This is a genomic window from Marinobacter sp. bablab_jr003 (genome assembly GCF_016464245.1).
Taxonomy (GTDB): domain Bacteria; phylum Pseudomonadota; class Gammaproteobacteria; order Pseudomonadales; family Oleiphilaceae; genus Marinobacter; species Marinobacter vinifirmus.
The window spans coordinates 318,320-340,854 of sequence record NZ_JADARC010000119.1 but is presented as its reverse complement, the minus strand read 5'-3'; the positions used below and the strand labels follow the sequence as shown (position 1 = coordinate 340,854).

The window sequence follows — 22,535 nt, the reverse complement described above, 5'->3', positions numbered from 1 at the left end:
TTCCTACGGCTGACCACACAACAACAACGACTCCGCCATGAACGATAAACAGGTTCCATTCCAATACAGCGTGGGTGTGCGCTCCTCCGATTTCGAGGAGGCAAAGGCGTTTATCAATGCCCACATTGAAGACCGCGAGGTGTCTCCGCTGTCGAACAGCGGCCGCGCTGAAAACCTGCTAACTCTCCAGCCAGTGGGCAGCAGTTCCCTGTTCGGCGCCATGTGGTCCGAGAAAGTCCACATTCAGTCCGAACCCCAAAAGACCTTTCACGCGGTTCTGGTGCTGTCCGGCAACATCTATTGCAAATCCTTCAATACCAACGTGCCAGCCGACAGCCTAGTGTTGACGGCGCCGGGCAAGCAGGCAGACCTGGTCTGGGAAAAAGGCACCCGGGCTGTGGTGATGAGCCTGGCACGCCAGAAACTGATCGATACCCTGGGTGTCCCGGACCTCAGCTTTCTTAGGGCAACCAATGCTTTTATCCCCAGTAATCATCAAGACGCCCTGGTGTTGAGAAACGCCATTACCTGCCTGGCGCAGCAACACGAAATCTGTCAGGGGCGGATCGACCCGGCGGTTCAGTCCCAGTGGGAAGGCTTGCTGCTGGCCCAGTTTGCCAACCAGTTGCACCGTGAGGGCCTGGAAAACCCGTCGATCCTTCCTGGCCGGATTCGCCTGGCAACGGAATGGATACTGGCGCATATTCGCCAACCCATCTCGGTGTGCGACCTGCTGCGGATCACCGGCGCCAGCCGGCGGTCGCTGGAATCCGGGTTTCGTACCTACCTCCACACCACGCCGGCAAAGTTTATTCTGTGCCACAAACTCAAAGGCGTTCGGGAGTTACTCCGAACCAGCCCCGACATCAACATCGGCGATGCGGCGTTTTCCTACGGATTCAACCACCTGAGCCACTTTACCCGCCAGTACCACGAAGCCTTTGGCGAGCTGCCTTCGGAAACCCTGCGGCAGTGCCGTGCATCCCGGGTTGTGGTCAGTAAAAAAGCCCGGCTCGATTCGGTTTAATGCCGAATCTCACCGGGCAAGACGCTTTCAGAGTCAGAAGGTTAGGTTAAAGCCAATGGCGTAATTGGCATCGGTCACGAGCGCCCCTTGCGGGCTGACAACCGGCTTATCGTATTGGCCGGTTTCTGCCCATACCTTCACCTGAGGGGTGATTCGCTGCTCGAGCTTCAGGGTGTAGACGGAGTTGTCCACCGCTGAGTAATCGTGATCCTTTTCCTTGTAGCCCAACGCTATGCCAGCACCGCCTTCGGTGATGTACTGGGCAGAGACACCGTAGGAATCAAAATCGGCCTTGCCTTGTGGGTCCAGTGGGTAAGGGGAATTGCGGTTGTTTTCCCAGACCGCACCCAGGGCCAGGCCGCCCAGCTGGTAACTCACGCCAGCGGCAGAGATCAGGTAATCCTCCGTGGCAAACGGCGGCAGTTGCTCCTGCACCAATTGAGTGGTGCCGATGGCGAATCCGAGGTTGTCGCCCTTATGAACCAGTCGCACCGAGAGACCATCGGCATCTTTACCGTTACTATCGTTCAGGGCGATCGCCGCGAATACCAGCTTGGTCTTCATAAACCAGGGGGTATGGTAGGCAAAGGTACCTGAGCTCCATTCCGGCTGGGCGAAGATGCCATCGGGCCGGTGGTCCGCCCGGGACACGTTGAATTCGTAATGGTTGATTGGCCCGTAGATATCCGTCCACTGGCCACTGGTGCCCCGGGACGCCGCTACGAACAGACCATAACGGGTCGGCAGCCAGAATTTGGCCTCTTTCACATGCACATCGGCTTCACCCTCCCGGACGGTGGCGGGGTCATCGGCACTGTTGGCAGCACGGGAAAGGTCGACTTCCACGGCGTAGTGAAGGTTCAGACCCTGATCGATAGCCGCTTTGCCTTGCAACCCGAGTTCAAGTTCAAACGCTTCTGCTTCCGCGTATTTTCCTTCGATCTTCAGGGCACCGGCATTCAGGTTCCCGTAGAAGTTCGGTTTATCCAGCTCGACCGCGAGGGCCGGGCTGGCGGCGACTGCGCATATCGCAGCGGCCAGCAGTGTCTGTTTCAGTTTCATGGCGTCTCTGCTGTTATCGAACATGGGATTGGTTTACTCAACACACTTGCCGTACAGGCAGGTGGTGAAGCTGTATCCAACTTTCCGCATGTCGGCAGGGTCTGCCGCGATCACGCCATTGCGCTTGACGTACTTGTCCCACTCAGCCAGCAGCTGCTTCAGCTTTTCAGGTTCCTTGCTGGCCAGGTCAGTGGTTTCAGTAGGATCAACAGCCAGATTGAAAAGCTGCCATTCGCCCGGGCCATAAGGTGGCTCCATCAGTCGAATTTTCCAGTCACCCATGCGCACCGCGGAACGGCCATAGAGTTCCCATCCAACAACCCGGTTTTCCGGAGCCTTGCCGTTCAGGCCCGGCACCATCGAAATGCCTTGAACCTCGAACACTTCCCGGCCTTTGTAAGGGCTGGTAGGAACATCAATACCCGCCAGTTCCAGGAACGTTGGCATGATGTCCATCACATGGAAAAACTCGTGGTTGATTTCACCGTTGGCGTCTTTGCCCGGCAGGCTGAGGATAGCCGGCACTAGGAAACCACCCTGGGTTGGGTAGCCTTTCCACATCGGCCATGGCGTGGCACTGACCTGGCCCCACTGGGCGCCATACCAGATGTAGGAGTCACGACGGCCCATGTTCTCGAAGCTGTTGTCGTACTCAGAGGCAATCCATTCCTTGTTGCGGGGCAACACTTCCGGGCTGTTGCCATCTGCGCCGTTATCGGACATGAACATGACCACGGTATTATCGAGCTTGTCAGCTTTTTCCAGGTGATCGATAACCCGGCCGATGTTCTCGTCCATGTTGTCGACCATGGCGGCGTAGATTTCCATCTTGCGGGCTTCGATCTTGCGCTGCTCATCGGTCAGCTCATCCCAGCTCGGCAGCTGGTCAAAAGGTACGTTGGCGGCGAGTTCATGCCCAACCAGCCCCATGTCTTTCATCTTGCCCAGGCGCTGCTGGCGAATGGCTTCATAGCCCTCGTCGTAACGACCCTCGTATTTCTTGATGTAGGAATCCGGCGCGTGCAGGGGCCAATGGGGTGCGGTGAACGACAGCACATGGAAGAACGGTTTGTCGCCGGCTGCGGTTACGTACTCAATGGCTTTGTCGGCGTAGAAATCCGAAGAGAAGAAGCCATTGGGCACCTCTACCTGCTTGCCGTTCTCCAGGTAGATGGCTTTCGGATCGACACCGATAATCGCCCGGCCATCATCAAAGTGGCTGGCGCCGCCCTGCACCATCACCCAGGATTCGTCGAACCCACGCGCATTGGGGCTCAGCGCTTCAGTCCGGCCAAGATGCCATTTACCGGTGGTGGACGTGTGGTACCCGTTATCCCGCAGCACCTCAGGCAGAGTCACCACCAGATCATTCAGGTGGCCCTCATAGCCTGGCTGCCCTTTCTGTTCCGGCGTCAGCAGCTCAGCCATGTTGCCGATACCGGCGCGGTGGTTATCGGTGCCGGAAAACAGCATGGACCGGGTCGGGGAACAGGTGGGTGCGGTGTGGAAGTTAGTCATCCGGATGCCTTCATTGGCCAGGGCATCCAGGCTCGGGGTTTCGATCTCGCCCCCGTAGGCGCCAATGTCTGAATAGCCCAGATCATCGGCGATAATCAGCAGGAAGTTGGGTTTTTCAGCCTGGTTGGCCGATGCCAGCGTAGACGCTGCCACCAACCCTAGGGCAAGCCCCAACCGACGAAGCAGCGTGTTGTTTTTGTACATGCTATGCCCTCAATCAGTTCGTTGTTGTGCCACCAATGTGTGGTCAACTTCATTCTGCTGAGGGTTTAGGGATAGGGGTTATCCTGTATGCGCAGGCGTTGTCATAAATGCGCAACAAATGTGTCAGTTGATGTTATAGACCTGAAACGGCGCAACGGCATCGCTCTGCTGCCAATGTCCAGAAAGTCGATTCGGTCAGCACCGGCAGGCCACCGCTAATTCCAGGAATATCCCGACAAAAAGTGAAAATTGACAAACATCAATTATGACGCCAACTCTGACCGGTTTTCCGTGAAGTTCCCGGTGCGTTTGTTAACTTTGGTTCAGAGAGACCAGACCTGTCTCATAAGGAGAGTGAACCATGATGAAACGTCCGTTAACCAAAGCCCTGATTCTGAGTCTGGGCGTAATGGCGGGTTCTGCCGCCGCAGATGACCTGCTGGACCGGGCCAGAAGCACCTTCGAGCCGATTCCCAAATATCCACCTGTGATCGACGGCAACGAGCTGACCCAATCCAAGGTGGAACTGGGCAAGATGCTGTTCTTCGAACCGCGCCTGTCTTCCAGCCATCTGATCAGCTGTAACACCTGCCACAACGTCGGTTTAGGCGGAGATGATTACCTGCCGGTGTCCATTGGTCACGGCTGGCAGAAAGGCCCCCGTAACTCCCCGACGGTATTCAACGCGGTGTTCAACGCAGCGCAGTTCTGGGATGGCCGGGCAGCAGACCTTGCCGAGCAGGCCAAGGGCCCGGTTCAGGCTGGCGTGGAAATGAGCAGTACGCCGGAGCGCGTGGTGTCCACCCTGAAGAGTATGCCGGAGTATGTTGAACGCTTCGGCGATGCCTTTCCGGGGCAGGATGATCCGGTGACATTCGACAACATGGCCGTAGCCATCGAAGCTTTCGAGGCAACGTTGATCACTCCAGACTCTGAATTCGACAAGTACCTGCGTGGCAACACGGCCGCTCTGAATGACAAAGAAAAGGAAGGTCTGGCCCTGTTCATGGACAGGGGCTGCGCCGCTTGTCACAGCGGTGTGAACCTCGGTGGCCAGGAATACTACCCGTTCGGTTTGGTCGAGCGTCCGGGCGGTGCCATTATGCCTGAGGGCGACCGCGGCCGCTTTGAGGTCACCCAGACAGCCTCCGATGAATATGTATTCCGTGCCTCTCCGCTGCGGAACATTGAGCTGACAGCCCCCTACTTCCACTCTGGCGCAGTCTGGAGCCTTGAGGAAGCGGTTGCGGTTATGGGGACAGCCCAGCTGGGTACAGAGCTGAACGATAGCGAAGTCCAGTCCATTGTTGCCTTCCTCAAGACCCTGACTGGCAACATTCCGGAAATCCGCTACCCGATTATGCCGCCGAGCACAGCCACCACACCTCGCCCCACCGACATGGTGCCTTGATCACCTGACCGGCAGGTATCTTCAACAGCGCGCCTCGGGGCGCGCTGTTTCCTTGAGCACCAGGACCATACGAACAATTCCCCACCTTTGTCCTGTTGTGCCAATCCTGATAAGCAAGCTATCGTCTCTTTTTTCCTGACTCAGACGAGGGGCTATGAATCCGACCATTGAACTGCTGAAATCCCACCGCTCCATCCGTAAGTTCAAGGATCAACAGATTCCCCGGGAGCTGTTTGAAGAACTGATCCGCGCCGGCCAGTGTGCCGCCACCTCCAACCACGTGCAGGCCTACACCATTATTCACGTGGTCAATCCGGAAAAGCGGAAGAAGCTGGCTGAACTGGCCGGCGGCCAGGCCTATATCGAAACCTGTTCGGACTTTCTGGTGTTCTGCGCCGATATGAAGCGCGCCACCGAATCCGCCGGGAAAGCCGGTGCCGAGGTGGTCCGGGGCATGACCGAGCAGCTGCTGGTGGCCAGCGTTGACGCCGCACTGATCGCCCAGAATGTGGTGGTGGCAGCTGAATCCGAAGGGCTGGGCATCTGCTACATCGGCGGTATTCGCAACAACCCGCAGGAAGTGAGCGAACTGCTCAACCTGCCGGAGCATGTGTACCCGGTATTTGGCCTGTGCCTGGGCTACCCGGACCAGGATCCGGAAGTGAAGCCACGGCTGCCCCTGGCCGCCATCCTGAAACAAGACGCTTACGACGATTCCGACGACGAAGCCCTGGTGGCCAGCTTTGACGACACCATGCACCAGTACTACCAGGAACGCACCGGCGGCAATAAGGACACCAACTGGTCCGAGCAGCTGAAGCCGCTGTTTACCAGCAAGCTCCGGCCGCACATGAAGGATTTCCTGAACAAGCGGGGCTTCGGGGTTAAATAACCCCGCCCTCAGGCGTCCTCAAGGATGAGGACCACCAGCTCTTTCGGGCCATGGGCCCCGTAAGCCAGCACCTGTTCGATATCCGCGGTCTTGGAAGGGCCTGACACAAGTAACAGGTTCGTCGGCAAACCCGCAGACCAGTTCTGTTTTTGCATCATGCCGTACAGGTTGTCTTCCACTTCACTGACCTTGAGCAGTGCAATGTGCAGCGGCGGCAGCAGGCTCATCAGCCGCGGCTCGTGGCGATCCGGCCAGAGCACCAGTGAGCCGGTAGCTGCAATGCCTCCCACAGTGCCGGTGACGCTGGCATCCACCTGCCAGAACAGTTCTTCTTTCCATTCCTCGATGGGCCGGTCGTAGGCCAGCAATTCGGGGGCGGCATTGCTTTGCTGCCAGTGTTCCGACAACGTCTGGCCGTGGTCGGTACCCGGGGCATAGAGCAGGTTTTTCAGGCCGCGATGTTCCAGCAGTTCCTGAACTTTTGCCGGCCACTCGGCGCAGGTCAGCTGGTGAATTTCGGTGTGCACCGCCTCCATCAGCGAACGCAGCCGGGTAATCCTGTCCTCCGGCGCGTATTGCCATGGCCGGGTGACCAACCCTTCATCGAAATCATCCGGCCGGGGCGTAGTGCCGGCCAGGCCAGCGCGGAGCTTGTTCAGAATGTTACGGCGGGCGCTCATCGCTGATCCCCCTGGTTCAAATGGGCTTTGGCCAGGTCATGCAAAGACCGGCGAGCCGGCACCGGCGCCGAGTGGTTCTCGGTCCAGGGGCCGACGTTTTTCGGTGCCAGTTTGCCAAAGCGGGTCGCTCCCCACAGGAACAGCCGGTAGAACACTGGCGAAGTATTCAGCCTGGCCCAGAAGCGCCAGATCGCCCGCTCCTTGCGGGAATACTTGGCGCCGCCGTCTTTCACTTTCGGCTGTTCGGCGGGGCTTTTCACGTTTTCCTGGCGCAAGCGCTGCAGCATTTCCGGGATCGGAATCTTCACCGGACACACCTCACCACAGGCGCCACACAAGGAGGACGCGCTCGGGTGGTCCGGTACCTTGTGCAACCCGACCATGTGCGGCGTAATAATCTTGCCGATCGGCCCCGGATACACTTCACCATAGGTGTGGCCACCCACACGGGTATAGACTGGGCAGTGGTTCATGCACGCACCGCAGCGGATACAGTTCAACGTCTGGCGCAGTTGGGCATCGGCGAAAGCACCGCTGCGGCCATTGTCCAGCAACACCAGATGCACTTCCTCCGGACCATCCAGCTCATCCGCCTTGCGCGGGCCGGAAATCATGTTCACGTAGGTGGTGATGGGCTGGCCCAATGCGGAACGGGTCAGCAAGGACAACAGGGGCACCACGTCCCGCAGGTTCTCCACCACTTTTTCGATGCCGGTGACGGCAATGTGCACTGGCGGCGCCGTGGTGCTCATGCGGCCATTGCCTTCGTTCTCCACCAGCAGCAAGGTGCCGGTTTCGGCAATGGCGAAGTTGACGCCGGAGACCCCGACATCCGCTTCAAGGAATTTCTGGCGCAGGGTGCGGCGGCCAATCTGGATCAGTTCGTTCACATCCTCGGTCTCATCCACGCCCAGTTTGTCGTGGAACAGTTTGGAGACCTGAAAGCGGTTCTTGTGAATCGCCGGCATGATGATGTGGGAGGGCTTTTCGCCATCCAGCTGGACGATGTACTCGCCCATGTCCGACTCCAGGCACTCGATGTTGCGTTCGGCCAGGTAGTCGTTCATTTCCATTTCTTCGCTGACCATGGATTTGCCCTTCACCACCTGAGAGCCCTGCTTCGCCTCAATGATGGAGTGGACAATCCGGTTGGCCTCTTCGGTGGTCTCGGCCCAGTGGACCTTGACACCGTTGGCGGTCAGCCTGGCTTCCAGTTGTTCAAGCAAATCCGGCAACCGGGACAGCGCCCGAGCCTTGATGTGGTTGCCGAGTTCCCGCAGTCCTTCACGCTCTTCCTCGTCCGGAAAAGCATCGGCCCGCTTTTTCATCAGCGAGTCCATAGCGACCCGGAAGTTGGTGCGCAGCTGGTCGTCGGCCAGGGCGCCCACCGCGCGGCCACGGAAGCTATCGGTGAGCTCTTTTACCGGTATACGCTGGCTCATGGTTTCACCTCTCCGCTCACCCGCTCCCACAGAAAACTGGCCAGATGCCGGCCCCGGAAAGCTTGTTGCTGTTTTTCCAGGGAGCCGTTGATGTTGAGCAGGCAGCCACCATCGGCGGTCACCATTTCCACCGCCCCGGATTCCCGCAGCGAACGGGTTTTGTCCAGCACCATGGCGCCGGAAACTTCCGGCATGCGCACCGAGAAGGTGCCGCCAAAGCCGCAACATTCACTTTCGTGGTCGTGATCCAGCCGCTCGACGTTCGCCAGCTTGCCCAGCAACTCCCGGGCGTGCAGGTGGGTGTTCATTTCCCGACGGGCGGAACAGGAGGTGTGCAGGGCAATCTGCGTGGGCTGGCCGAGATCCTGCCAGTCTACCTTGCATACGTGCAGCAGAAACTCGGTCAGCTCGAAGGTACGCTCGGCCAGGTCATCCACACGCTTGAGGGTATCCGGCTCTTCCGCAAACACTTCCCGGTAGTGCTGCCGGAACATGCCGGCACAGGAGCCGGAGGGCACCACCACCGGCATACCGTTGTCCAGCAGGTTGAGCTGTGCCCGCGCCACCTCCCGGGCCTCGTTCACGTAGCCGGAGGCCCAGGCCGGCTGGCCGCAGCAGGATTGTTCCTGTGGAAAGTGCACGCGAATACCCTCCCGTTCCAGCAGGCGGATGGCGTCCAGCCCAGCCTCGGGGAAGAACAAGTCCACCACGCAGGTGCCAAACAGCGTGACCTCGGCCGGCTTTGCCGGGTAGCTCCGGGGCTTGGGGCGCTCCGGAGCCACACGGGTGGCATTGGGGGCGGCGTCGTAGAACAGCTCACTCATCAGTCATTGCCTCCGGGTTCTGCGGGCTGCGGAGCAGCCCTGCCCGTTGTTTCAGGTCAGTTCATCAGGGGGTCGGTAACGCCCAGAACATAGGCGGCCACCAGGGCAACCCCACCGGTTACTACAAGATAGTAGATAGTCGGGCGAATGGTTTTGCGTAGGGTCTGGCCTTCACGGCCCAGCAAACCAACCGTCGCCGAAGCCGCCACCACATTGTGAATCGCGATCATGTTACCCGCAGCCGCACCAACAGCCTGCACCGCCACCATCAGCGCCGTGGACAAGCCGAGGCCTTGGGCGACACCAAACTGGAACTGGCTGAACATCATATTCGATACGGTATTGGAGCCGGCAAGGAAAGCGCCCAGCGCACCGACTGTAGGCGCCAGGAAGGGATAAATGCCGCCCACAGAATCCGCCACCCAGGTGGCCATGGCCAGCGGCATGCTGGGCAGATCTGCCAGATTGACGCCGGAGTTGATCATGATCCGCACCATCGGAATGGTGAACAGCAGTACAAAGCCCGCACTGAGCAACACCCCGCCAGATTCTTTCAGGGCTTCACCCATGGCCCGGGTGCTCATCCGGTGGATGAAGAAGGTGGCAATCACCACCATCACCAGAATGCCGCCAGGCAGATACAGTGGCTGCACACCGGCACTGACACCGGACTCACCCAGAATGTTCGAGAAGGATACGCCAATGCTGACGAAGAAGTCTTTCACCGGCGCCACGGTGCGGCTGACCACCAGAATCACACCCATCAGCACATACGGAAGCCAGGCACGAACGCCACTCATGGGATGGGCGGCGATGTCTTCCAGTTTCATTTCCAGTTTGCCAACCCACTCGGCCGGCCAGTCTTCACGCTCGGCAAAGTCCCAGGTTTTCTTCGGAATCAGAAAGCCTTTCCTGGCCGCAAACGTGACAATCGCCAGACCGATCAGGCCGCCCAGCAACGACGGGAACTCCGGCCCCAGCAGCATACCGGTGATAACGTAGGGCACCACGAAGGCGACGCCGGCAAACAGGGCAAACGGCAACACTTCCAGACCTTCCTTCCAGCTTTTGTTCTGGCCGAAGAAACGGGTCATCATCACCGCCATCAGCAGCGGCATGATCACGCCGGCGATGGCGTGGGTAATGGCAACTTCGGAGGTAATCAGCTGCAGGTAGGCTTCCCAGCTGGAACCTGCGGCCTCCAGCTGGCCACTGATTGTGGCCTCGTCCAGCCCCGTGGTCACACCGACAATGATCGGTGTGCCGACCGCGCCAAACGACACCGGCGTGCTCTGCACCATCATCCCGAGCATAACCGCCGCCATGGCCGGAAAACCTACCGCCACCAGTAACGGCGCCACAATGGCTGCCGGCGTACCGAAGCCGGATGCGCCTTCAATAAAACTGCCAAACAGCCAGACAATGATAATGGCCTGGATCCGCCGGTCCGGCGTGATATTGGTAAAACCAGAGCGAATAGTAGCAATGGCTCCCGAGTGCTTGAGGGTGTTCAGCAGCAAAATGGCGCCGAAGATAATCCACAACACACCGATCGTGATCACCAGTCCCTGCAGGGTCGAGGCGAAAATTCGGTTCAGGGTCATGTCCCAGGCGGTATAGCCAAGTACGGCCGTTGCCAGAAAGACAACAGGCATGGCAGTTCGGGCGGGCCATCGCAGGCCGAGAAGCAGAATTCCGGCCAACAGAATGGGGGCAAATGCCAGCAGGGCGAGTAATCCGGATGACATGGTTTTCTCCAGAGTCTTGTTGTGATGATTTATTTTTGGATAATTGGTAATACCAATTTACAAGCAACAAACCAGCACGGTATTTGAGCACTCGCGGGCTGTCAAAGCGAAAAGCTAAGACATTGGTCTTATTTGCTTGCAGTTTCACAGTAAAAACAGGTACAAACAGCTCCCGAAATTTTGGTCTGACCAATTCCGGAAACAGCATCAGGAAGCCCAATGTCTCCACAACCCATTGCACCGAAGCGGCTCGCCGACACGATTGTCGAGCAACTGGAAACCATGATCCTGGAAGGCACCCTGCAACCGGGACAGCGGCTGCCGCCGGAGCGCGCCCTGGCCGAGCAATTCGGAGTTTCCAGGCCTTCGTTACGGGAAGCTGTGCAGCGACTGGCAGCGAAGGGGTTGCTGATCAGCCGGCAGGGTGGTGGAAACTTTGTCACTGAGCATCTCGGAGCCAGCTTCAGCGATCCGCTGATCCGGCTTCTGGAAAAACGTCCCGAAGCCCACCGGGACTTGCTGGAGTTTCGCCGTACGCTGGAGGCCGACTGCGCCTATTACGCGGCCCAACGTGCCACCGAGGTAGACCAGGAACTGCTCACCCGGGCATGGCAGGAACTGGACAATTGCTACCGGTCACCCAGCGAGGAAAATATCGAGCGGGAAGGTGCCGCAGATGCCGGCTTCCATATGGCTATCGCCGAAGCCAGCCACAACATAGTGCTGCTGCACACCATGCGCAACCTGTTTAATCTCCTGAAAAAAGACATCGTGACCAATATCGGTGGCATGTACTCAAAAGACGCGGCCACCCGTCAGGGCCTGATTGAGCAACACCAGGCGCTGTTCTCCGCGATTATGGAAGGTCGGGCGGAAGACGCCAGGGCCATTGCGGGGGAACACATCGGCTTTGTGCAGCAAGCGATTTCGGCGCATTCAGAAAGTGAACGCCGGCGGGAGAGGGCCGTGCGCCGGGGCAGCACCCGACAATCCGGGTGAGCAGAAAGAAAAAAGCACCGGGGCAAGCCCGGTGCAAAGACTGACAACATCGGAGGAAAGCGGAACCACTCAGTCGCTGACGGGCGTTTCCTTGATCGCCGCACGCATACGGCGGCGCAGAATCGGGCCCACCAGGTACGGCAACGCCAGGCCAAGGCCGGCAAATACCCAGAGCCCCATCGCCAGCGGGCTGCCCCACAGAATGCTCCACTCACCGTCTGACAACACCATGGCGTGGGCCAGGTTCTTCTCCATCTCCGGCCCCAGCAACAGCAGGTTGCCAATCAGCAGTGCCGCAATCACGCCCCAGACAATGTCGGCATTCTGGGTGAACATCAACGGCCCCGGGGTAATGTTGAGGGAGATCAGCATGGCCAGCAGCACCGCAGTGGTGCCACTGCCCGGCACACCCAGGGTCAGCATGGGCACCAGCGCACCGGAAGACGCCCCGTTGTTACCCGCCTCCGGAGCAACCACACCCCGGATATCACCCTCACCAAACTTGCCCTTCTTGCCGATTACCTGCTTTTCCAGGGTGTAGCTGATAAAGCTCCCCAGTGAGGCACCGGCGCCAGGCAGAACACCGGAGATAAAGCCGAGGATACCGCCGCGAAGCTGGGTGGGAATGGTACTGACGATTTCCTTGAAGCTGAGGGTGATCTTGCCAACCGACATCTTGTCGCGCCCGCTACCCATGCGATGCTCTACGAAGAACAACAGCTCCGAAATCGCAAATAAACCGACAATCGCCAGGATGAAATCGATGCCTTCATACAGCTCCAGCAAGCCGGCCGGCAAGCTCAGAGACAGGCCGTAGTTAAACAGAACAAACACCACGATGGCGCTCAACAGACCGGTCATAAACGCCGGCTTCGGATTTGCCCCCATCCGCCAGCTCAGTGTGCCCACCGCCATCGTCGTCGCAATGACAAAGCCCAGGGGTTCCAGTAACAATGCGTAGGCCACCAACACCACCAGCGACACCACCAGTTCCAGTGCCGACTTGCCAACCGGCCATTGGGCATCCGGGTCCGGCTTTACCATCAGGTACAGGCTGCCAACGACCAGCACCACCGAGAGAATGGTCGGAAAAGTTTCGGGGCCTACCGTTTCCGCGCCACCGAAAGGCTCGGGCCACTGCTGGGCAACCCAGCCATAGGCAACGGCAAGTACCAGCAGGCCCAGGCCGAGAATACGATCACCAAGGCCCGTCATTTCAGCAACCCGATTTCACGTGAGAGGGTTTCGATATCCTTTACCTGGCCCTGGACAAAGGCTTCAAACTCACCCGCCGGCGGGTGGAAGCCGTGCCCGACCCGGTCATTGCCGGCTGCCTGCTGGGCAAGTACAACCGAGCGAGGGAAGTGGGGCTGAACCTGGACATAGATCCGGACAGCGCCATGGAAGATATTCCAGCCAACCTGCCCCGGGAACAGCTGGTCAGCGTGCTCGGCAACCTGATCGACAATGCCCTTGAAGCAACCCGCCAACGACTACCCAAAGGCATAGACGGCCTGACCCTGGACAAGGTTCGTGACCTTCTGCCGCAACGCAGCCGCTGGAATGCGGAAGACATGGGCACCGAGATGGGTGCGGCCCGAACGCCAGTACCTGCCGAAGGCCTGACCTGCCCTGTCTTTTTCAGGCATAAAAAAACCGGGGAAGAACCCCGGCTGAAGTAATCACACGATGCACCAACACAATGCATTGTCCTGATGAGTGTTCAGAATAACCGCCCCATATGACCTTTTCGTGACAATCGCTGTTAAGCGGGCATTTTTTCCCAGATGGTGAGTTCCGAGAAGCTGTGCTGGAACTTGTTACGGGTCTCCCGGATCACAAACGGCAGGCTGCGGGGCTCTGTCAGCAGGCGGAAACGGGGCGACAGCCTATCTTTCAGGCCATCGAGGGTGCTGTAGGGTTCGCCATCTTTCAGGAAACCGCCCACCCATTCCTGCTTCGGTGTGTACTCCTCCAGCCAGGTGTAGGGCGAGGCAATCACCAGCAAGCCCAGGTCGTTGATGCGTTCGTGGATGGTTTCAAGGAACAGGGACGGCTTGTACAACCGGTCAATCAGGTTGCCCGCCAGCACCAGGTCGTAGTCCCAGTAATCGTCACCCAACTCACAGGCGTCACCCTGGTGAAACGCCACCCTGCGCGCCGCGTCTGACAGCCCGAGGGCTTCCAACGAACGCTCCTGATAGCTCACCAGCTCCCCTTCTTCGGGCCTGGCGTAGCGGGCAGCGCCGTCGCGTATGACTTCCCGGCACTTGTTGATAAAGGTCTGGGAAAAATCCACGCCGTCTACATGGTCAAAATGCCGCGCCAGCTCCAGTGTGGTCCGCCCCACCGCGCACCCAATATCCAGCGCCCGGCAGAACTCCCTGCCATCCAGCGCCTCCATGGCAGCATCCGCTAGCTCTTTCGGGAAGTTCGCCTCGCCATGCCAGCTCTCGCCAAAGTGGAACTCCAGGTACTGGGCCAGGGTGGTGTTGTCTTCGTAGTAGCCCGTCGGCTCCGTCATTTTGTTCTCCTCGTACCGGCAGGTCAGGACTTGCCGGCCAGTTTCGGGTAAAGCGGTTCCACCAGGGGCTTCAGGCCCTTGGCTTCATCAATAAACAGCTGCAGGTGCGGGAAAGGAATCTCGATGCCGGCGTCATCCAGTGCTTCCTTAATCTGCTCCAGCACGTCGGCCATGATTCTGGGCTGCACATCCAGGTTATCCGGCGTAATCCAGATTTTCACTTCCAGGTCTACCGAGGAATCGCCCAGGTTTTTCAGCACCACCCGGGGCTCCATACCGGCGCTTTGCAGCACTTCCGGATGGGATAACAGCACCGGCATGATCACCTCCCGGGCCGCCTTGGCAGACTCCTTGTAGGCGATGCCCACCGGAATATTCAGCCGGGTCGCGCCCTCGGCACTGTAATTGACGATATCGGAAGACGCCACGCTGTCGTTGGGAATCATGGTGAAAATGTTGTCCCGGGTACGCAGCCAGGTGGTGCGCAGGGCTATCTTGACCACCTTGCCGTCCTGGCCGTTGATGGTCACCCAGTCGCCAATCCGGAATGGCCGTTCGATCAACAGGGTAATGCCGGCAATGAAGTTGGACAGGGTCGACTGAGCCGCAAAGCCCACCGCAATGCCGACAATCCCGAGCCCGGCCACAATCGACACCACATCAAAACCAAACTGTGCCAGCACGGTGACCGCCGCAAAGGTAGCGGTAAGCACAGAGAACAGGTTTTCCACCAGCTGCCGGATGGACGGATCCAGCCGGTAGCGGCTCATGGCTTCCCGGATCAGCCGGCCGGCAACCAGCCAGCCCACAAAGAACCCCAAGGCCATCAGCCCGGCCCGGGCCATGGATTTCAACAATTCCGGCGCCGCACCGAACTGGGCCATGATCACCAGAAAAGCGCCCAGCCCGAACAGATATCGGATCCCGGTACGGGCATGATTGAACAACGGATGCTGCGCCCGTTTTTTGCCCACAGCAAAACGCACGATGCTGATCAGCAGGGCGTACACCACCAGAAACAGCCCCAGATACAAGGCCGAAATCAGAAGCTGGCTAAGGGCATGCACCGCCAGTTCTCCCCAGTCCGCCTGGCCATCGCCAAACGCATTCAGGGTGTCGGATACATTCTGTTTTATCTGTTCACGCACAGCGGCAAAGATGCTTTCTGCCATTGAAGGTTCCTTGTACAACGGTTCAGATACCCTGCCTGCAAGGGTAGCCGGTTATTGCCGAACAGGCGCTTCACTTCCAGGATCCCGGCCGGTATATACGAACCGGAGCGCCAGACTGTTCATGCACTTTAGCACTTGCAGGGAAATCCGGCCCCGCTACCGTGCCAGCCCTTGAAGAAACCGGCCCGAACCATCATTGTTTATTGATCACTATCGATAGCCCTTCAGAATCCCGGAGTTCCATGTCCATTAAACCCGATTTTTCCCTGCTCGAACTGGCCTCCGTCCGCGAAGGCGATTCCGTCTCCACCACGCTGGCCAACAGCGTGGCCTATGCCCAGCATGCCGAGAAGCTTGGCTTCAAGCGCTTCTGGCTGGCGGAACACCACAACATGGAAGGTATCACCAGTTCCGCCACCTCGGTCCTGGTGGGCCATATAGCCGGCAAGACCGAGAGCATCCGGGTCGGTTCCGGTGGCGTGATGCTGCCCAACCACCCGCCCCTGGTGATTGCCGAACAGTTCGGCACCCTGGAATGCCTGTACCCGGGCCGCATTGACCTGGGCCTTGGCCGGGCGCCGGGCACCGACCAGATTACCGCCCGGGCACTGCGCCGGGAGGGTCTGGGCGCGGAGCAGTTCCCTGAAGACGTCGCTCGCCTGCAAACCCTGCTCGGGCCGCTGCAGCCGGGCCAGCCGGTCAAAGCCATTCCCGGCGCCGGCACCAACGTGCCGATCTGGCTGCTGGGCTCCAGCCTGTACAGTGCCCAGCTGGCCGCCATGCGCGGGCTGCCCTATGCCTTTGCCGGCCACTTTGCACCGCGCCTGTATCGCGAAGCGCTCAGGGTGTACCGGGATAATTTCCAGCCTTCCGAGCAGCTGCAGCAGCCCTACGCCATGCTGGCCATTCCGGCCGTACCGGCGGACTCCATGGAAGAAGCCAAATTCCTGAGCACCACCAGCTACCAGCGCATTCTGTCGCTGTTCCGTGGCCAGCCGCTGTGGATGAAGCCGCCGGTGGAGTCCATGAATGGCCTGTGGAATGCCGCTGAAGAAGCCGGGGTTAAGGATTTTCTGGGCTTGCAGATCATCGGTAACGCCGATGACCTGAAACAACAGCTTGACGAACTGCTGTCGGATATCCAGGTGGAGGAGCTGATGTTCACCGTTGATATCTACGAGCCGGCCCAGCGCCGCCACGCCCTCGACATCCTGGCCCAAACCCGAACCTGAACCGACTGACCGAATGCAGGGAGCCTGACATGCCCGAACAACCGTTTTTCGTGTTTCTGTCCCATGGCCTGGAAAGCGGCCCGGGCAGCACCAAGATCCAGGCCCTGAAAGCGGTGGCTGAAGAGTTTGATGGCGTGCGGGCCGAGGCCATCGATCACCGCAGCAGCAAAGACCCGGCAGTCCGGCTAAAGCAGATGCGAGCCGCCATTGAAAGTGCCGGCGCCGTGCCAGAGCGGACCATCCTGGCCGGCTCCAGCATGGGTGGCTGGGTGTGCGCACAAACCAGCGCCACCACCCCGGTACTGGGCTGTTTTCTGCTGGCGCCGGCACTGGCATTGCCGAAATATCCGCAATCGAGCCCGGTGATTGGCGCCCGTTATACCCGCATCATTCATGGCTGGGATGATGATGTCGTACCTGTGATGCCGGTTCTGGAGTTGGCCCGTGAGCAGCGCCTCGAAACCCTGGTAATGCCAGACGGGCACCGGCTGGAGAACAGTATCGACAGGGTGGCCCGGGAGTTCCACCGATTCCTCGAAACCTGTCTCAAAAATCCGAATAAAGTCTGAATTCATAGACTTGCGATACCGCGAAACCTGTCGCCAGTGTTTCCTGATTTCGGTCATTTCCTTGCGAAAACCGCTTTGTTTTGCCAGTCTAAAAAAAGGTAACAAGGAATTAACTGAAAAAAAGAGCGGAGACAACGCGATGAACAGCACAAGCAAATTCAGGAAACTGGCGGGTATTTCAGCACTGGCGTTTGCCGGTCTGACCGCAGCCAATGCGGTAAATGCAGCCAACTGGCGCTACGCCCACGAAGAATACGAGGGCGATGTTCAAGACGTTTACGCCTACAAATTCAAGGAATACATCGAAGAGAACTCCGACCACACCCTGCAGGTGTTCCGTTTCGGTGAGCTGGGCGAGTCTGACGACATCATGGAACAGACCCAGGCTGGCATCCTCAACTTCGTGAACCAGTCCCCCGGTTTTACCGGCTCACTGATTCCCGAAGCCCAGATTTTCTTCATTCCGTACCTGATGCCCACCGACATGGACACGGTGATCGAGTTTTTCCGTGAGTCCGAGGCCATCAACGAAGACTTCCCGCAGCTGTACTCCGAGCAGGGCCTGGAACTGCTGAAGATGTACCCGGAAGGTGAATTCGTGGTGACTGTAGACGAGCCGGTCACCTCCCCCGAGGAATTCAAGAACAAGAAGATCCGGGTTATGACCAACCCGCTTCTGTCTGAAACCTATTCCGCCTTCGGCGCGACGCCCACCCCGCTGCCCTGGGGTGAAGTGTACGGTGCCCTGCAGACCAATATGATCCAGGGCCAGGAAAACCCGATTTTCTGGATCGAGTCCGGCGGCCTGTACGAAGTGTCTCCGAACCTGGTCTTCACCGGCCACGGCTGGTTCACCACCGCCATGATGGCGAACCAGGATTTCTACAACGGCCTGTCTGACGAAGACAAGAAGCTGGTGCAGGATGCCGCAGACTTCGCCTTTGAGGAAATCATCGTACACATCGACGGCCTGGCCGACGAAGCCCTTGAGAAGATCAAGGCTGCCAGCGACGAGGTTACCGTTACCCGTCTGAACGAGGAACAGATCGAAGCCTTCCGTGCCCGGGCACCTCAGGTAGAAGAGAAATTCATCGAGATGACCGGTGAGCAGGGTCAAGAACTGTTGAACCAGTTCAAGGCCGACCTCAAGGCAGTTCAGGAAGACTAACCGGCAGGATTCAGGGGGTGGCTACGGCCACCCCTTGTTGTCCGGCCCTGGTTCAACCCCGCCCCGCCGGGGAATTTACCGGCCGGGAGCGACCTGTTTCGGAGTACCCCATCCATGTCTGAGCGTCCTCAGGAGGCTGTGGAAGACGATACCGGTGCCTACGCATCCGGTTTGCCCGGGTTTCTGGGCACTATTGATGAATGGATTGCCAGGATTGAAGCCGTCATGCTGGCCGGCGGCGTTATCCTCATGGCGGTCAACACCTGCGTTAACGTGATTGCCCGGTTTGTGTTCGGAGAAGGCCTGTTTTTCTCCGGCGAGATCAACCGGATCCTGATTATCCTGATTACCTTTGCCGGCATCGGCTACGCTGCCCGCCATGGCCGCCACATCCGGATGTCTGCCGTTTACGATGCCTTTCCTGCCAAGGGCCGCAAGGCTCTGATGATTTTCATTGCCCTGTTCACCTCCGTGGTGATGTTCTTCCTGTGCTACCACTCCTACGGCTACATCGAAACCCTGTACGGCCGTGGTCGCATTCTGCCGGCGCTGGGCCTGCCCATCTGGTGGATCTACGTCTGGGTACCGGTCGGTTTTGCCATTACCGGCATCCAGTATTTCCTGACCGCCATCAAAAACCTCACCAGTAAAGACGTTTATCTGTCGACGGGTGTGGTGGATGGCTACGCCGATACCGAAACCGAAGTCTGAAGCGCATGAACCCGAACCACTAAGGATATTCACACCATGGCAACTATGATGATGATTATCATGATCGGGCTGCTGCTTCTGGGCTTCCCGATGATGATCCCGCTGATCACCGCTGCGGTGTTCGGCTTTGTAATGATGTTTGACGGCTTCGGCCAGATGGGCACATTCGTCCAGCAGATGATGGGTGGCATCCGGCCGGCGTCGTTGATCGCGGTGCCCATGTTTATCCTGGCCGCCGATATCATGACCCGGGGCCAGTCGGCCGACCGGCTGATCAACATGGTCATGTCGTTCATCGGCCATGTAAAAGGTGGCCTGGCGATCAGTACCGCCACCTCCTGCACCCTGTTCGGTGCAGTTTCCGGTTCAACCCAGGCGACGGTAGTGGCGGTAGGCTCGCCCCTGCGCCCCAAGATGCTGAAAGCCGGTTATTCCGATCCCTTCACCCTGGCGCTGATCATCAACGCCAGTGATATCGCCTTCCTGATCCCGCCCAGTATCGGCATGATCATCTACGGGGTTATCTCCGAGACCTCCATTGCCGAGCTGTTTATTGCCGGCATCGGCCCCGGCCTGCTGATCCTGTTCATGTTCTCGGTGTACTGCCTGATCTACGCCTACAAGAACCAGGTACCTACAGAGCCCAAGGCCTCCTGGAAAGAGCGTGCTCTGTCGGTTCGGGATGCGTCCTGGCCGCTGATGTTCCCGGTGATTATCGTGGGCGGTATCTACGGCGGTATCTTCAGCCCCACCGAGGCGGCTGCTGTATGCGTGCTTTACGCCTTCCTGCTGGAGTTTGTGATTTTCCGGTCGCTCAAACTCACCGATGTCTACCGGATTGCCAAGTCCACCGGCCTGATCACCGCCGTGGTGTTTATCCTGGTGGCCGTGGGTAACGGCTTCTCCTGGATTATCTCCTTCGCCCAGATTCCGCAAAGCATTCTTGAAGCAGTGGGTGTGAATGACGCCGGCCCGGTCGGTGTGTTGATTGCCATCTGTGTGGCCTTCTTCATTGCCTGCATGTTTGTAGACCCGATTGTGGTGATCCTGGTACTCACGCCGATCTTCGCCCCGGCCATCCAGGCCACCGGGCTGGACCCGGTGCTGGTGGGTGTACTGATTACCCTGCAGGTGGCCATCGGCTCTGCCACACCACCGTTTGGCTGCGATATTTTCACCGCCATTGCGATTTTCAAGCGGCCCTACCTGGAAGTGATCAAAGGCACGCCGCCTTTCATTTTCATGCTGGTGGCTGCTGCCGGCCTGATCATTGCCTTCCCGGATATTGCGCTGTTCCTGCGGGACCTGGCTTACCGAGACTGAACCGGGCAACCGGCCACTGACAGGAGACTGGTATGTTCAAACGAATTCTGGCTGCCGTAGACGGTTCCAAAACCTCATTGAAGGCCCTGGACAAGGCCATCGAGCTGCAGCGACTGATACCGGATGCGGAAATTTTCATCATCTGTGTCTACAAACACCACAGCCTGTTCGAGGCCTCGCTCTCGATTGGCCGTCCGGATGACATGGACATTCCGGACAAGGTGCTGTCGGACTACGCCAAGGAGGTGGTGAACCACGCCAAGGAGTTTGCCAAGGAGCATGGGGCTACCAAGGTGCGCGGTTTCGTGAAAGCGGGCCGGCCGTCCAAGGTGATTGTGAAGTTTGCCCAGGAAAAGGAAGCAGACCTGATCGTGGTTGGCACCAAGGGCACCAACAGCGACAAAGACGGCATGTTCCTCGGCAGTGTGTCCCACCGGGTGGCCTCCCAGGCCAAGTGCCCGGTACTGGTGGTCTGAGGCCACCACTCAGGCCGGGCTGCACATCCCCAGCAGCCCGGCAATCACGGATTTCCGCAGTCTGCCTGTAATTTCACCGTGCTAGACTTCCCCGCGACTTCGTTAACTTTCATCCACAAATCACAAGGCGTCACTCCATGACTGCAATTGTCGATTTTCTCAATTCGATTCTCTGGGGCTATGTCCTCGTATACGGCCTGCTGGCCGTGGGTGTTTTCTTTACCATTCGCCTGGGTTTTCTGCAGTTCATCAACTTTGGCGAAATGGTCCGTGCCATCCGCGGTTCCCGCGAGAGCGATGTACACGGTATTTCGCCGTTCCAGGCCCTGTGTACCAGCCTCGCGTCGCGGGTCGGTACCGGTAACCTGGCCGGCGTGGCGGTCGCCCTTTACCTGGGTGGCGCCGGTGCCATTTTCTGGATGTGGATGGTAGCGCTGGTAGGCATGGCCACCGGCTATGCCGAAAGCACCCTGGCGCAGCTGTACAAGGTGCGTGACGGCAAAGGCCAGTACCGGGGCGGCCCGGCGGTCTACATTGCCAAGGGCCTGAAGGCGCCCTGGGCCGCCGCTATCTTTGCAGTGTGCCTGATCATTTCCTTCGGCCTGGTGTTCAACGCAGTACAGGCCAACTCCATTGCCGATGCCATGGAAGGTGCCTTCGGCACACCTAAACTGGGCGTGGGTATTGCGATCGCGTTCTTTGCCGGCATCGTGATTTTCGGCGGCCTGCGCAAGATTGTGCGCTTCGCGGAATTTGTGGTGCCGTTCATGGCCGGTGCCTACGTGCTGTTGGCGCTGATTGTGATGGCCATGAACATCACCGAAGTGCCGGGCATCCTGGCGATGATCGTCAAGAGCGCATTCGGCCTTGAAGAAGCCGCCGGTGGCGCGGCCGGTTCCATCACTGCGGCCATGCTCAACGGCATCAAGCGCGGCTTGTTCTCCAACGAGGCAGGCATGGGTTCTGCCCCGAATATCGCCGCCACGGCCACACCTGCTCCGCACCACCCGTCTTCACAGGGGCTGGTACAGGCCTTCGGCGTGTTTATCGACACCATTATCGTGTGTACCGCCACTGCCGTAATGATCCTGCTGGCCGGCGTTCTGGAGCCGGGTTCCGGCGTAACCGGCACCCAGCTTACCCAGCAGGCCATGGAAGTTCACCTCGGGGATTTCGGCGGTTACTTCATTGCCATCGCCATCCTGTTCTTTGCCTTTACCTCTATTGTGGCCAACTACACCTACGCCGAGAACGCGCTGGTGTACCTGAAGGGCGGCAATACACTGGGCCTGACTATTCTGCGCCTGGCGGCACTGGGCATGGTGGTCTGGGGTGGTTACGAGGCCGTGGTAACCGTGTTCAACGCGGCCGATGCCTCTATGGGACTGATGGCGACCATCAACCTGATTGCCATCGTGCTGCTGTCCGGTACCGTGGTGAAACTGACCAAGGACTACCTGGCCCAACGCAAGGAAGGCCTGGTGCCTCACTTCAAATCCAAGGATTACCCGGAGCTGCACGAGAAAATCGACAGCAATATCTGGCACTGACCT

At 58.8% G+C, this 22,535-nt stretch carries 20 protein-coding genes and 1 pseudogene; 12 read left to right on the top strand and 9 right to left on the bottom strand.

What is annotated here, in order from left to right:
- Positions 1-37: 37 nt before the first annotated feature.
- Positions 38-1,027: a helix-turn-helix domain-containing protein gene (locus H3Z84_RS13805; RefSeq protein ID WP_199457848.1), complete on the top strand. Its 990-nt coding sequence runs from the start codon at positions 38-40 to the stop codon at positions 1,025-1,027.
- Positions 1,028-1,060: 33 nt separating this feature from the next.
- On the opposite strand, the gene H3Z84_RS13800 is transcribed toward H3Z84_RS13805, so the two are convergent.
- Positions 1,061-2,089, bottom strand: coding sequence for a porin (locus H3Z84_RS13800; RefSeq protein WP_199457847.1), 1,029 nt, complete (start codon positions 2,087-2,089; stop codon positions 1,061-1,063).
- A gap of 33 nt (positions 2,090-2,122) precedes the next feature.
- Entirely contained in the window at positions 2,123-3,811 is a 1,689-nt protein-coding gene (locus H3Z84_RS13795) for an arylsulfatase (protein ID WP_199457846.1), read from the bottom strand.
- Positions 3,812-4,172: 361 nt separating this feature from the next.
- Here H3Z84_RS13795 and H3Z84_RS13790 point away from each other — a divergent pair, with 361 nt between their 5' ends.
- Both H3Z84_RS13790 and nfsA read left to right on the top strand, forming a co-directional pair.
- On the top strand, positions 4,173-5,222 hold the full coding sequence (locus H3Z84_RS13790; RefSeq protein WP_199457845.1) for a cytochrome-c peroxidase: 1,050 nt from the start codon (positions 4,173-4,175) through the stop codon (positions 5,220-5,222).
- Between the two features lie 154 nt (positions 5,223-5,376).
- Complete coding sequence (nfsA, locus tag H3Z84_RS13785; protein ID WP_199457844.1) at positions 5,377-6,114, top strand: oxygen-insensitive NADPH nitroreductase; 738 nt, start codon at positions 5,377-5,379, stop codon at positions 6,112-6,114.
- 8 nt (positions 6,115-6,122) lie between these two features.
- Here nfsA and H3Z84_RS13780 read toward each other — a convergent pair whose 3' ends face one another.
- Genes H3Z84_RS13780 through H3Z84_RS13765 form a run of 4 tightly spaced genes read right to left on the bottom strand, consistent with a single transcriptional unit; the run spans position 6,123 to position 10,808 of the window.
- Positions 6,123-6,794 carry a LutC/YkgG family protein gene (locus tag H3Z84_RS13780; protein ID WP_199457843.1) on the bottom strand — a complete coding sequence of 224 codons (672 nt, stop codon included), beginning with the start codon at positions 6,792-6,794 and terminating at the stop codon, positions 6,123-6,125.
- Complete coding sequence (locus tag H3Z84_RS13775) at positions 6,791-8,236, bottom strand: LutB/LldF family L-lactate oxidation iron-sulfur protein (protein WP_199457842.1); 1,446 nt, start codon at positions 8,234-8,236, stop codon at positions 6,791-6,793. Before H3Z84_RS13775 ends, H3Z84_RS13780 begins: the two co-directional genes overlap by 4 nt.
- Positions 8,233-9,060, bottom strand: coding sequence for a (Fe-S)-binding protein (locus H3Z84_RS13770; protein WP_199457841.1), 828 nt, complete (start codon positions 9,058-9,060; stop codon positions 8,233-8,235). The genes H3Z84_RS13775 and H3Z84_RS13770 overlap by 4 nt, the downstream gene beginning before the upstream one ends.
- 56 nt (positions 9,061-9,116) lie before the next feature.
- On the bottom strand, positions 9,117-10,808 hold the full coding sequence (locus tag H3Z84_RS13765) for an L-lactate permease (protein ID WP_199457840.1): 1,692 nt from the start codon (positions 10,806-10,808) through the stop codon (positions 9,117-9,119).
- A gap of 219 nt (positions 10,809-11,027) precedes the next feature.
- On the opposite strand from H3Z84_RS13765, the gene H3Z84_RS13760 reads away from it, so the two are divergent.
- Entirely contained in the window at positions 11,028-11,807 is a 780-nt protein-coding gene (locus H3Z84_RS13760; protein WP_199457839.1) for a GntR family transcriptional regulator, read from the top strand.
- Positions 11,808-11,876: 69 nt separating this feature from the next.
- Here H3Z84_RS13760 and H3Z84_RS13755 read toward each other — a convergent pair whose 3' ends face one another.
- A complete protein-coding gene (locus H3Z84_RS13755; RefSeq protein WP_199457838.1) occupies positions 11,877-13,022 on the bottom strand; it encodes a tripartite tricarboxylate transporter permease in 1,146 nt (381 codons plus the stop codon).
- 83 nt (positions 13,023-13,105) lie between these two features.
- Between H3Z84_RS13755 and H3Z84_RS13750 the strand changes: the two are divergent.
- Positions 13,106-13,298, top strand: a pseudogene (locus H3Z84_RS13750) (sensor histidine kinase); the annotation flags it as partial.
- A gap of 274 nt (positions 13,299-13,572) precedes the next feature.
- Here H3Z84_RS13750 and H3Z84_RS13745 read toward each other — a convergent pair.
- Together H3Z84_RS13745 and H3Z84_RS13740 are read right to left on the bottom strand one after the other, a co-directional pair.
- On the bottom strand, positions 13,573-14,331 hold the full coding sequence (locus H3Z84_RS13745) for a putative 4-mercaptohistidine N1-methyltransferase (protein ID WP_199457837.1): 759 nt from the start codon (positions 14,329-14,331) through the stop codon (positions 13,573-13,575).
- Positions 14,332-14,354: 23 nt separating this feature from the next.
- Positions 14,355-15,503: a mechanosensitive ion channel family protein gene (locus H3Z84_RS13740; protein ID WP_199457836.1), complete on the bottom strand. Its 1,149-nt coding sequence runs from the start codon at positions 15,501-15,503 to the stop codon at positions 14,355-14,357.
- Positions 15,504-15,745: 242 nt separating this feature from the next.
- On the opposite strand from H3Z84_RS13740, the gene H3Z84_RS13735 reads away from it, so the two are divergent.
- The 7 genes from H3Z84_RS13735 to H3Z84_RS13705 all read left to right on the top strand — a co-directional run bounded on the left by H3Z84_RS13735 (position 15,746) and on the right by H3Z84_RS13705 (position 22,532).
- Complete coding sequence (locus H3Z84_RS13735; RefSeq protein WP_199457835.1) at positions 15,746-16,735, top strand: LLM class flavin-dependent oxidoreductase; 990 nt, start codon at positions 15,746-15,748, stop codon at positions 16,733-16,735.
- A gap of 29 nt (positions 16,736-16,764) precedes the next feature.
- Positions 16,765-17,304, top strand: coding sequence for a YqiA/YcfP family alpha/beta fold hydrolase (locus H3Z84_RS13730; protein ID WP_199457834.1), 540 nt, complete (start codon positions 16,765-16,767; stop codon positions 17,302-17,304).
- Positions 17,305-17,443: 139 nt separating this feature from the next.
- On the top strand, positions 17,444-18,472 hold the full coding sequence (gene dctP, locus H3Z84_RS13725) for a TRAP transporter substrate-binding protein DctP (protein WP_199457833.1): 1,029 nt from the start codon (positions 17,444-17,446) through the stop codon (positions 18,470-18,472).
- 114 nt (positions 18,473-18,586) lie between these two features.
- Positions 18,587-19,183 (top strand): TRAP transporter small permease, encoded by a 597-nt coding sequence (locus H3Z84_RS13720; RefSeq protein ID WP_036219755.1) that lies wholly within the window; start codon positions 18,587-18,589, stop codon positions 19,181-19,183.
- 36 nt (positions 19,184-19,219) lie between these two features.
- Positions 19,220-20,506 (top strand): TRAP transporter large permease, encoded by a 1,287-nt coding sequence (locus H3Z84_RS13715; protein ID WP_022989604.1) that lies wholly within the window; start codon positions 19,220-19,222, stop codon positions 20,504-20,506.
- Between the two features lie 32 nt (positions 20,507-20,538).
- On the top strand, positions 20,539-20,982 hold the full coding sequence (locus tag H3Z84_RS13710) for a universal stress protein (RefSeq protein WP_022989605.1): 444 nt from the start codon (positions 20,539-20,541) through the stop codon (positions 20,980-20,982).
- A gap of 137 nt (positions 20,983-21,119) precedes the next feature.
- Positions 21,120-22,532, top strand: a complete 1,413-nt coding sequence (locus H3Z84_RS13705; RefSeq protein WP_199457832.1) for an alanine/glycine:cation symporter family protein — start codon at positions 21,120-21,122, stop codon at positions 22,530-22,532.
- Positions 22,533-22,535 lie beyond the last annotated feature (3 nt).